General features: G+C 43.0%; 8 protein-coding genes. 6 read left to right on the top strand and 2 right to left on the bottom strand.

Features of this window, described 5'->3' with window-relative positions:
• Positions 1-66 precede the first annotated feature (66 nt).
• The 6 genes from MUP17_05975 (at position 67) to MUP17_05950 (ending at position 8356) form a co-directional block, all read left to right on the top strand.
• Complete coding sequence (locus tag MUP17_05975; protein ID MCJ7458520.1) at positions 67-498, top strand: PaaI family thioesterase; 432 nt, start codon at positions 67-69, stop codon at positions 496-498.
• Positions 499-793: 295 nt separating this feature from the next.
• A complete protein-coding gene (locus MUP17_05970) occupies positions 794-3724 on the top strand; it encodes a M28 family peptidase (GenBank protein ID MCJ7458519.1) in 2931 nt (976 codons plus the stop codon).
• A 272-nt stretch (positions 3725-3996) separates the two neighbouring features.
• Positions 3997-4413 carry a F0F1 ATP synthase subunit epsilon gene (locus MUP17_05965; protein ID MCJ7458518.1) on the top strand — a complete coding sequence of 139 codons (417 nt, stop codon included), beginning with the start codon at positions 3997-3999 and terminating at the stop codon, positions 4411-4413.
• A gap of 336 nt (positions 4414-4749) precedes the next feature.
• Complete coding sequence (locus MUP17_05960; GenBank protein MCJ7458517.1) at positions 4750-6006, top strand: Glu/Leu/Phe/Val dehydrogenase; 1257 nt, start codon at positions 4750-4752, stop codon at positions 6004-6006.
• Positions 6007-6214: 208 nt separating this feature from the next.
• Positions 6215-7876: a transglutaminase gene (locus MUP17_05955; GenBank protein MCJ7458516.1), complete on the top strand. Its 1662-nt coding sequence runs from the start codon at positions 6215-6217 to the stop codon at positions 7874-7876.
• A gap of 66 nt (positions 7877-7942) precedes the next feature.
• Positions 7943-8356: a hypothetical protein gene (locus MUP17_05950; GenBank protein MCJ7458515.1), complete on the top strand. Its 414-nt coding sequence runs from the start codon at positions 7943-7945 to the stop codon at positions 8354-8356.
• Positions 8357-8433: 77 nt separating this feature from the next.
• On the opposite strand, the gene MUP17_05945 is transcribed toward MUP17_05950, so the two are convergent.
• Positions 8434-10233 (bottom strand): peptidylprolyl isomerase, encoded by a 1800-nt coding sequence (locus MUP17_05945; GenBank protein MCJ7458514.1) that lies wholly within the window; start codon positions 10231-10233, stop codon positions 8434-8436.
• A gap of 182 nt (positions 10234-10415) precedes the next feature.
• Entirely contained in the window at positions 10416-12299 is a 1884-nt protein-coding gene (locus MUP17_05940; protein ID MCJ7458513.1) for a S8 family serine peptidase, read from the bottom strand.
• Between the last annotated feature and the right edge of the window lie 20 nt (positions 12300-12319).

The following is a 12319-nucleotide window of genomic DNA, read 5'->3' as shown; positions in this document are numbered from 1 at the left end:
AAGAATGGTGGTTTTCAGAGTAAAATGATAACCACCATTTTTATTTAAGAAGTCAGAGGCGAAAAGATGGAATTGATAAGAAGATATTCGAACTGTTTTGTCTGCGGTAATCTGAATGATTATGGTTTGAAAGTTGATTTTTTTTATGATAAAGGCATAGCCAGAGCTGAATATGTGGCTGGGGAAAAATTTCAAGGATATAAGGATATATTGCATGGCGGGATCATCTCTGCTCTTTTAGATGAGGTGATGATTAAAGCCGTGATTGCGAGGGGTATTTTAGTAGTCACCGCTGAAATCCAGGTCAAATTCATCAAGCCGGTGAAAATTGGTGAGAAGTTGTTTCTGGAAGGGAAGATCACTGGAGAACAAAAGAAAATATTCACAGCCGAAGGGACAGTCAGCAACTCGAAAGGGGAAATAGTCGCTGCTGGGAAAGGAAGGTTTTTTAAAGTCACTGAAGAAATGCGAATGGTTTTAGAGAAAAGTTTAGAATAGAGATTTTAGGCTCTGCCTTTGGCGGAACAAAAAAATCGGTAATTCCGCCTTGCCCTCAAATCCTATTAATGGATCCGTAGGAGCGGGATTAGATACCCGCATTGGGGCAACATAGGTATTCTGATATTGAAGAGATCGTGGAACTCCTGTATGACGGAGCAAAAAATTATGCAACCTTAGAGGTTACATTCAAGTATAACTTAAATAGAATTTGTCCTATTGACATTACCCGATTTCTTCTTAAATTGTGGTGAAAATAGAAGCTTTTTTTCTCAAACTTAACAAGAGGAGACTTATGTTCTGGAGAAAGGTTTGGCTTGGTGGCTTAGGGGCTTTCTTGACTATCCTTTTTCTTAACCTGTCTTTGGCTTCAGGGTCGGTTCTGATTAGGATCGAACTAAAGACTGCAAAGGATTACCAGTTAGCAGCTGAAGTTGGGCTGAAAGCCTATGTAAGACTGGATAAAGCTTATCTGGGTGAAATCGAGAAAGATAAGATCGAAAAATTAGAGGTTGCTAAAATTCCTTACCAGATTATAGATGAGACCCCCTTTACTCAGGATTATTTTCTGGTTTCAAAGACTTTTTTTAGAGCGAAAGCAAATCTTTCAGATTACGGGCAGGTTTTATTAGATGAGGATGATTTAACCTTACTGAAAACTGATCAGAACAAAGCTCTGGAGCTTCTTAATGCCGGGTATCGCCTGACCAGGATTACTCCACAGGTTATTCCTTTAAAATATACCCCTCCTCCTTCGCTTGCCATTCCAGCCTTATCCTTTTCTCCTGAAAGAGACACCCTGGTTGACCAGGTCTCAGTAGATTCTATAACCTCTTATCTATTAAAACTGCAGGCTTATGACACCAGATTTGTTTATTCTGATTCGATTGTAAAAGCAAGGCACTGGCTCTACAGCAAGTTCAAAGAGTTCGGGATCGACAGCGTTTATTTTTATCCTTTTACTGCGTGGGATGGCTATATCAGAGGAAACTGGATGCAGGATTCTAATGTGGTGGCGGTCATACCTGGGACCGCTGCACCGGATAAAGTTATTGTAGTAGGCGGACACTACGATTCTGTGAACTGGGGCATGTGGAATTTTAATGATCCAGCACCAGGAGCAGATGATAATGGCAGTGGAACTGCGGCTACTTTAGAGATAGCTAGGATATTGGCCCATCACCCCCTCTCCAAGACGGTGATCTTTATGCCTTTTGCAGCGGAGGAGGTTGGACTTCTGGGAAGCTCAGCTTATGCCTACGATGCAGCTTCTCAGGGAAAGGATATTCAGTTAATGATTAATTTTGATATGATAGCTCACTGGCCCAACTCAACTGAAATGAATATCCATACCTATCCACCTTCTTTGCCTTATGCTCTGCTTTTAGTCCAAATGGCAGGCACATATACCAACCTTACTCCTCACATCCTGGGGAATTCTTCTGGAAGTGATAGCTGGCCCTTTTCTCAAGTTGGATATAACATCATATACAGTGCTGAACGCATCTTCAGCGACAACTGGCACCTAATTACTGATTCTGTAACTAATATGAATATCCCTTATATGAGCCAGATCGTCAGGATGAACCTGGCTACTCTAATTGAGGTAGCAGAGTCTCCTGGTCCAGTTGAGAACTTGCAGGTAATGGATGCCGGAGACGGGGAGAAGCTTTATTTGAACTGGGCTCCTTTACAGGAGAATAATCTGGTTGGATACAAGGTATATTCTGGCACCCAGAGCGGGGTTTATACTGATACCCACTTTGTTGCTCCAACTGTCCACTCAGATACATTGCGAAATCTTCAAACCGGGGTGCCTTATTATATGGCTGTTGCCGCGGTGAATAATTTAGGCAAGGAAAGTTTTTACAAAATAGAGATCATAGGCACGCCGCGTTCAATTCCCCTGGCGCCTTCAGGCCTTACTGCCCAGACTGGCTATTTCAAGATAAACTTATCCTGGCAGTCTAATCAGGAGGCAGACCTTGCATATTATAAGGTTTATCGCAGCCTTAGCTCTGGCTCAGGTTTTGACAGTATCGCCACCGGGATAAAAGGTTTTTCCTATCAGGATAGCGCACTCCAGGGAGGGATCTGGTATTATTATTGCATAACCGCAGTGGATACCCTGGGGAATGAGAGCAGTTTTTCCCAGGAGGCGAGGATGATCGCCATAACCTTGGATCAGGGTGTTCTGGTAATAGATGAGACTGGCAACAGTATGGGAAACCCTCCTATGCCCTCCAGTGATTTTCAGCAGGATAGTTTGTATTCGGAGCTATTTTCCGGGTATCAGGTGAGTTTTTATGAATATACCGATATCTCCACCCAGCCCTCGATCATCGACTTGGGCCCTTATTCGACAGTGGTATGGCTGGATGATGATTTTCAGATCTTCAATTTTGTAACGGATAAAGATGATAACCTGATAAAGGAGTATTTGGGGTATGGAGGCAGGTTTATCTTATTTAGCTGGACTGGATTAAGAAGGTTCGCCGGCACTCTACCTAAGACATTTTCTGCGGGTAGTTTTGTGTATGATTATCTGCACATAAGCTGGGCAAATGAGAACCCTGTAAACGATTTTGCCGGAGCTTTTCCTTATGACACTATATTTTATCTGGACATTAAATCAGACACTTTAAAATATATAAGCGACTGGCAAGGTCGGTTAAAGTATGTGAATATATTCAATCTAAGACCTGGAGCCCAGCCATTATATTATTTTGATTCCTATTCGGATAACCCGGCTTATGAGGGGAAGGTATGCGGTTTGAAGTATGATGGGACTGATTACAAATTAGCTTTTTTTGGGTTGCCCTTATATTATCTGGAGGCACCTGGTGCAAAGGAAATGGTAAGGTCATTGATGCAGGATTTCGGGGAGCCGTTAGGAGTCGAAGACCATCCCAATGTGAGCCTTCCTGAAAGATATATGCTTGCGCAGAACTACCCCAATCCGTTTAACCCCACCACTACCCTGCCCTTCAGTTTAAAGGTTCAAGGTTCAACGTTCAAGGGACCCATCCACGCCACCCTGAAGATATACAACATCCTGGGGCAGTTGGTGAGGACTCTGGTGGATGAGGAGAAAGCAGCGGGGAGCTATAAGATCATCTGGGATGGTAAGGACAATTCTGGCAAAGAGGTAGGAAGCGGGATCTATTTCTACCAGTTAAAAACTGAGGAATACACAGCGACTAAGAAGATGGTTTTGCTGAGGTAAGTTTTTGGTAGGGACGTATTGCAGTTCGACAGGCTCACTGCTCTGAGCGAAGCTGAAGAGCAATACGCCCCTACAGTTTTTTTGTAGGGGAAGGCTTTAGCCTTCCATCTTTGTCACTCCCCCACCTCCTTGGAGGTCTGAAGACCTCCGCTACATTTCATAAGGAAAACGTTGACAAAAGAAGTATTCTTTAATATAATTTCAACTTGAAGATGAATAATTTGAGAGACTAATAGCGACAAGCAACAGCCAAAAGCGAGTAGCGAATCAAAATGTTTCCACTAAGCATTGTAACCCCGGAGAAAACCTTCTATGAGGAAGAGGTATCCTCAGTTATTGCGCCGGGTATCGAAGGGTATCTTGGTATTCTAACTGACCATGCTCCCTTGATCACTGCTTTAGTCCCGGGAAAGATTACCGTCAAGAATTCGAGTGATGCTGAGACTGTAATGACTGTAAGCGGTGGGTTTTTGGAGGTTTTGAAAAATAAAGTAGTGATTTTAGCAGATTCAGTAGAGTTTGCTAAAGATATCGATTTAGAAAGAGCAACAAAAGCTCTGGAAAGAGCAAGGCAAAGGATAAAATCAAAAGAAAAAGATATCGATATCCCTCGAGCAACAGCAGCCCTTAAAAGAGCTCAGAACAGGATTGCAGTTTGCGAAGAATGTATAAAAGAGAAAACAACTTAGCCCCGTTTTGACTGTTCCCCCAGATTTATCATCGAATTTCGAAAATCTCTCGTAAGACTGTTGTTGCTCGATTTATCGAGCCAAAAATGCACCATGAATTGGGCAACTACATTAACTGGAGTAAAAATTACTCCATAGGCAGATCTGCCTATGGCATAGCAATATCAGGGTAAACCTAAGGGTTTGCACTCCGAAATCCCCAAAAAACTAATTTTTACTAGAAAAAATAATTGACATTAAAACATTAACCTATTATTATTTGTTACAAATTTCACAAGCTTTCTGGAATAGAAGGCGAATGGATGTTTTTACAAACAAATATCTGGAGGTTAAACCATGAGTGTTAACCCGTTCGAAATGGCGACTCAACAGTTGAAAGATGCAGCCGCCAAGTTGAAGCTGGATAAAGGTATCCTGAAAGTCCTCAGCCAGCCGGAAAGAGCCCTGGAGGTCTCAGTGCCTGTAGTTATGGACGACGGCAGGATTGAGGTCTTTACTGGATACCGGGTTCAGTACAGCAGTGTCAGGGGACCGTGCAAAGGTGGTATAAGGTATCATCAGGATGTTACCATAGATGAGGTAAAAGCCTTAGCCGCCTGGATGACCTGGAAATGTGCAGTGGTAAATCTCCCTTATGGTGGAGGTAAGGGAGGAATAAAGGTCGATCCATTTAAGATGTCCGAGGCAGAGGTTCGCAGGATGACCCGCAGGTTTACAGTTATGATTTTGCCCTTGATCGGCCCGGAAAAAGATATACCGGCTCCGGATGTGAACACCGGACCTTCTACCATGGACTGGATGATGGATACGGTCAGTATGTTCAAGGGTTACTGCGCACCGGGTGTGGTCACCGGGAAATCGATCGAGTTAGGAGGTTCCCTCGGAAGAAAGGAAGCGACTGGCAGGGGAGTCATGATCTGCACTCGCGAACTTCTGAAGAGGTTGAAAAAGGATATCAAGAAATGTACGGTTGCGGTTCAGGGTTATGGTAATGTTGGCTCGATCTCGGCCACCCTTTTGGAGCAGGAAGGCTGCAAGATAGTTGCAGTGAACGATGTCTCCACCGGATTTTATAACCCCAATGGTTTGAATATCAAAGTAATCAATAAGTATGTTGAGACCTCCAAGAATCATCTGCTCAAAGGTTACAGCGAAAAAGGGGCTGAGGAGATAACCTCAGAGAAGCTTCTGACTCTGGACGTCGATGTTCTTGTTCCAGCTGCTTTAGAGGGACAGATAACTGAGAAAAATGCTAAAAACGTAAAAGCCAAGATAATATCCGAAGGAGCCAACGGACCGACTACGCCGGAGGCGGATAAGATTCTATCCGAAAAGGGAACCATTGTGATTCCGGATATCTTAGCCAATGCTGGTGGCGTGGCTTGCTCTTATTTCGAATGGGTTCAGGACCTGCAATCCTTTTTCTGGAATGAGGCGGAGGTGAATAAAAAACTCGAAGAGGTGATGTCCAAGAGTTTTGCAGAGGTCTGGGATTTCTCCAGAGAGAAGAAAGTGGACATGAGGAACGGGGCAATGATGTTAGCAGTGAACAAAGTGGCTACTGCCCTACAAAAAAGAGGGATTTTCCCATGATCCGTTGAAAAGGACAGGAAGATATAAAATACCCCGGTTTCACTCTGAAGCCGGGGTTTTCTCTTTGAGTGCCCCAACTTTGGTTGGGTCAAGACCGCATCCCTACACTGGAGGTATAAATTCCATAATGAAAATTCTTATTTTAATTTCTTGACTCTTAAAATTTAATAGATATTTTAAAATTTAGAAAATTTAAATGGAGGCTTATATGAAAAAAAACATCATTGTTTCGTTGACTTTGGCTTGGCTGGTTTTCTCCTGGATTGAGGTTTTTGCCTATACTGGAGAGGTGGATACTTCCTTCGCCACCCCGGCACCCTGCCCCACTGGTGTGGTCTTCTGTGGAAAAAATCTATGGGTGGCTGATCGAAAAACTGATTCGCTCTATGCAATAAAACCGGAAGATGGCACAGTCAGTAAGACAATTTCAGCTCCAGGTTACCAGCCCGTAGGCTTAGCCTGGGACGGGAAATATCTCTGGTGTCTGGACAATGAAGAGAATCTGATCTTCAAAGTTAACCCCCAGACCGGGATAGCCTTGAAGACTATTCCCTCTCCTTCGTCCAGTCCCAAAGCTTTAGCCTGGGATGGAAAGTTTTTATGGGTGGCGGATAATTTGGCCAGGGAGATAAATAAAATAAGCACTGAAGACGGAACAACCATTACCACTATCCCTGCTCCATCATCAGACATTCAGGGATTAGCTTTTGATGGCAAATATCTCTGGGTTTCTGACAGGACGTCTAACAAGATTTATATGGTTACGCCTGATAAGGGAGAGGTTATCCTATTCTTCGATGCGCCTGGTCCTTATGCCCGGGGCCTTGCCTGGGATGGTAAAAACCTCTGGAATGTGGATTATCAGACAGACAAAATTTACAAGATCAAAATCGGAGACAAAGACAAGCTAGTCTGCACAAATGAAAAGTTAGAAGCTCTGGAGTATACCAATCAGGTGAGAAATTATGGTCCCGGAACCTTAGAGGATTTGGACATCTATTTAGCCATCCCCCAGGACCTGGATAATCAGAAAATAATAGGTAAAATAGAGTTTATGCCTGAACCTTCAGACATTCTCACTGACAGGTGGGGGCAGAAGGTGGCACATTATCATTATAAAGAAGTGAAAGCCACAGAATTTGTAACTGCTTCGATGAAAGTCAAAGCTAAACTTTATTCGACCAAGTACTTTATTTTTCCTGAAAAAGTGGGGAGTCTAAAAGATATACCCAAAGAGATAAAGGAAAAATATTTAGTGGATGATACCAAATACTCGATCTCTGATCCTTTCATTCAAAAGTCTGCGGCTGAGGCAATTGGTGATGAGAAAAACCCCTACTGGATTGCCCGGAAGATTTATGATTATGTTCAGGATAAGATGCGTTATGAATTGGTTGGAGGCTGGAATATCGCGCCAACCGTCTTAAAAAGAGGGACCGGCTCCTGTTCTGAATACAGCTTTGTCTTCATCGCTCTGTGTCGGGCTGCCGGTATTCCTGCAAGGTATCAAGGCTCAGTGGCCCTACGGGGGGATGATGCTTCAACGGATGATGTTTTTCACCGCTGGTGCGAAGTCTATCTTCCCAATTACGGCTGGATTCCGGTAGACCCTTCTGGAGGAGATCAGCCCTCGCCTGAAGCCCAGGCAGCTTATTTCGGGAATTTGGCTAATCGCTATTTGATCACTACTGTGGGAGGTGGAGGCTCAGAGTATTTAGAGTGGAATTACAATTCAAATGAGACCTGGACTTCTTCTGGTAAATGCAAAGTTTTTGCTGAGCATATCGGTGAATGGTTACCATTATCAGAACAACAACTTTCCGAACAGGAGCGGATCGAATCAGCAAAAACCTGCCAGCCTAAGAAATAAGAAAAATCTGTAGGGGCACAGCATGCTGTGCCCCTACCTGTTCACAGGTATTAATAGGAGAAATAAATGAGACAATATAAATGCTTGATAAAAGAATTTCTTAATATTACGCCATCCTGGTCGTCTAATGTAGAATATCGTATGCAAATTGAGACTATTCCTGCGGAAAAGATAAATCAGTCTGAAGAAAAACAATATAGAAAAATTTATCAAGTAAATATTTTTTGTTCTGGTCCACAAAAGGTCATTTGGCGATTTTCAAACAATGACTTGGAGAAAGTTCTTTGTGAATATGCACGAAGACTTTTTGAAGAAAAATTTTCTAAAGGAGCTTTTCCTGAGTCCGGGACTTTAGATTTGGTGCTGGACCCTGCTAATACTCCAAACAGTTGTCCTTATGACCCAAATAAAATTAAATGTTACCAAAATTATACATTTCCTGTTGAAGTTGAGAGGAAAATAGGTTTTAGAAAAAAGTAGGGTTTCAAAAATTTGAACCCCTATAACTTTTGTAATTGAAAATGGTAGGGGCGGGGTAAACCCGTCCCTACAAGTTCTTAATAGGTCTCTTTATAATACTGGTCGCGGAAATCCTGTATCTTGGCGTTCTTTTTCAGGTTGTCAAACCACTGAGTATAGAAATCATATTGTTTTCTACGCAGCAGGTTGACCTTAAGAGAATCGCTTTGAGTCTGATAAAGGCTATCGTTAACTGCAGATTTCGATACCAGTTGTAATATATAAGTCCCTGTGGTCAATTCAACTGGTGAGCAAACCTGGCCCTTCTCATTTAAGGCAAAAGCAGTACCGGCAAACTCCGGGATTTGACCTACTCCGGAAACGTAAGAACTCCTGTAAAACTCGCCTGAGTCCATGACTTTTTCGTTGTTTTCTTCTGCTGCTTTTTTGAAATCCTTGCCCTTCTTTATCTCTTCGTAGATTTTGGTGCCTTTCTGATAAGCCAATTCGTATTGTTTCTTATTCAAAAGAGCCTGTTTGACAAAAGGCTCAGCATCAGAGAGAGGAGGTATCCCCGCCGGTTTCCTCTCCTTTACCTGTACTACGTAGTAGAAAACCTGAGATTCTATCGGATCGCTAATCTTACCAGGTTTGTTCTCGAAGGCGAATTTGTTTGCCTCTGCTGAAAAGCCTAAATCGGGAATAAAACTACCTTTAATGAACATCCCGCTTTCCTTGACGTCAAGTTTTTCTTCAGCCGCAGCCTTATCGAAACCCATCTTTCTGGCTTTTAGCAAAAATTCATCTATCCTGCTTTTGATTTTGTTAAAAGTCACCTCAGAAGGGGCTACTTTTAATGCAATATGGCTGGCGTGAATCTCTTCTCCTTCCTTAGTTTTTCTTTTATCCAGTAGCTTTATCAGGTAGAAGCTATACTCTGTCTTCACTGGCTCAGAGATCTCACCCGGTTTTAAGGTAAAGGCAACTTCATCAAACGACTTCTTCATTGATCCTTTTCTAAACCAGCCTAAATCTCCTCCATTCTTTTTGGTGGCTTGGTCCTCAGAATACTCTTTTGCCAATCCAGCGAAATCCTCCCCTTTTAGAGCCAGGTCCCGGATCTCCACAAGTCTCGATTTCGTCTTCTCTTCATCCTCCTTAGAAGGGGCTTTGGGAAATTCCACGAATCTCAAGATCGCCCTTTCTGTCATCTTGAATTTATCTTTATTTTCGTCATAGTATTTTTGAATTTCTGACTGGTCGAGTTTTATACCCGAGGCAGGAAACTCTGTAGTGGGGACGAAGATATAATTCACCCTGACTTTCTGGTTATCATTCACATATTTTCTGTAGACCTCCTGGTCATTTATGCGAATTGAGCCGATTATGCTCTCCTGCAGTTTGCCAACCATGAGCTGGTTCCTGATCAGCCCTTCTATTTGACCCCAGGGCACTCTTGGGTCGGTCAGGGCCTGCAGGTATTTGTTGTAATCGAACTTTCCATTGGTCTGGAAACCCTCGCTTTCCATTATCTCCTTGGGTGGGAATCTTTTCATAAACTCGTAAAGCTCCTTGTTGGTAATGACTATCCCTTTTTTCTTCACCTCCTGGGCGAGAAGGGTCTGGTCAACCAACTCTGACCAGGCTTGATCTCTCAGGTCTTTAGCTACCTGGTCAGTGACCTCGTCGGACTTTTTCTCTGCATCCCTCAGCTTCTGCTCATATAGATACTGGAACGACTGGTAAGGTATATCTTTTCCGTTTATCACCGCGATGACCCCCTGTTTTGATTTTCTTGAAGTGAACTCCATCCCCCAGGCAAAGACTATGGTTCCCACAAAGGCGGCAATCACTATCCACAAAATTGAGCGGGTCATCTTGCGCATTGTCTTCATCATAAAAGTTTCTCTCCTTTTTTATATCTTTTGAAAAACCATATATTTATACGGATGACTAATATAATTTGTATTCTCTAAATGGCAAGAGGTTTTTGGGATTGAAACACCAAATTCATCGGTAAATACAAAAAAACCGGGCTTTTTGTGAATCCCGGTTTTTTCGAAAAAAGGGTTTAATCTTATTAATAGTTGTGGGGATATTTATAGCAAATTTTTGGTTTCGGTCCCCCTCGAAAGAGATAAGCATTTAGATACACCACATCAGCAACAGTAACACTCCCATCGCAATTTGCGTCCCCCATTTCTACAACCGGAACCGGTATCGGACCATGCTTAAATAAAAAGTTTACCAGATAGGTTACATCCCCCACAGTTAGAGATTTATCGTTATTCGCATCTCCACGACTGATGGCCAAAAGCGCGCGAAAGGCGTTCAGCCTACCATAACCATAACGCAGGCTGAAACATTCAGTAGTATCTGGACCGCCGGCTTGAAAAAGGTAACAGGAGTCTTCAGCGGATTTTTCAATTATTTCCTTTACCTGATAGCTGGAACAAGGAAGAGCGGGATAGAGACGCCACCATTGTGCCTTTATTAAGGCTGCAGTCGCTGCCACTTGAGGGCATGCTGCTGAAGTCCCACCAAATCTGGCAGTATAATTTACATTCGCAGGACCTGGGAAATGAGGGTTATAACCTCTTGCTCCCATAAGATCCGTACTCCATATATCTCCTTCAAGATTAATATATCCACTTGGCGCTAACACCGCCAATTGAGGTCCGTAGGAGCTATAAGACCAGTATCTGTCCAGACTGTCTGAAGCACCAACTGCTATTACGGAGTCCATATTAGCGGGGAAGAATATACAACCTCCGAAGTTGCCAGTTGAGAACACCACTACGCCTCCTTCAGGATTGGAAGGTTTTGGACGGATGAAGAAATTAATCGCTTCGATTATATCTGGCCAAGGCGTGGAGTCGCAAGTGGTTATTATCCAACTGTTACTTGCTATTTTCGCACCCAAGGCTCCTGCCATAGCGAAAGCTGTAACCACTTGTGTAGTAAACCTCCACGGGTAGCACATAGAGTCATCAGAGTTCTTAATTGGAACTATTGGGCAAAGGGGAGCCAAACCTGATATTCCAAGGGAATTGTTTTGGGTAGCGGCAATAAGACCGGCACAAATTTGTCCATGTGCGCAATAATCACCGGGCGTCGGGTCCCAGTCTTCTTGTGGGTGAAAAGTATTATATCCTACAACATCATATCCCTGTGCCAAGTTAGGCAAATCCTCATGCAGCTCGACTCCATCGTCGATAACAGCAATTGGCAAATCTGCATTGCCTTTGCATATTTCCCAGGCTAAAGGAGCATCTATATCCGCATCGATCTTTCCACCAATCTGGCCCGTGTTTTCATAATTCCACTGATGCTGAAAAAATGAATCGTTGGGAGTAAACGAGGTCAAGACGATCTCTATTATGAAATCAGGGTGTGAATAATAGGTGGACAAATCTTCATTGTACTTATTAGCAGTTTGTAACACATCTTTATCAATAGAGCCAGTAAGCTTCAAGATGAAAAAATTGGGAAAGTCCGGTATTGAATCGACGATGATAACCCCATGTTCAACGTTCAGGCTGTCGATATAGGAACGGGACACCGAAGGATAAAATTGAGCAACGAACTGATCTGTAACGAGACATTCCATAGGGTCTAACGTCGAGTAAACGGGATTTGCCATGACGACTTCACTCTTCGCTCTGAGTTTTTGAATCAAACTTTCAATATCGGTACCCGGTAAAACATGCAGGACCAAAAAGTCTTCCATTGTTGGTTCTGGTTCCACATTTTGGTCAAAGGCGGCCTCGGAGAAAATAAAATTGTTTACGCTGTCTTGGGTCATTGTTGGCAAGAACTTGATAGTAACCTTCTCTTGTGAAAGCGCTAAGGGTTTCTTCACCTCGTAAGAATAATAGTATACATTCTGAGCACAGACTCGAGAGCATGGTAAGACTGCTGTTGTCAGCACTGTTATTACTAGAAAATGTCTCAGTGAAAGCATTTTTCACCTCCTTTCAAAAA

It is taken from the genome of Candidatus Zixiibacteriota bacterium, from assembly GCA_022865345.1.
Lineage (GTDB): Bacteria > Zixibacteria > MSB-5A5 > MSB-5A5 > RBG-16-43-9 > RBG-16-43-9.
This window is presented reverse-complemented; position numbering and strand designations above follow the sequence as displayed.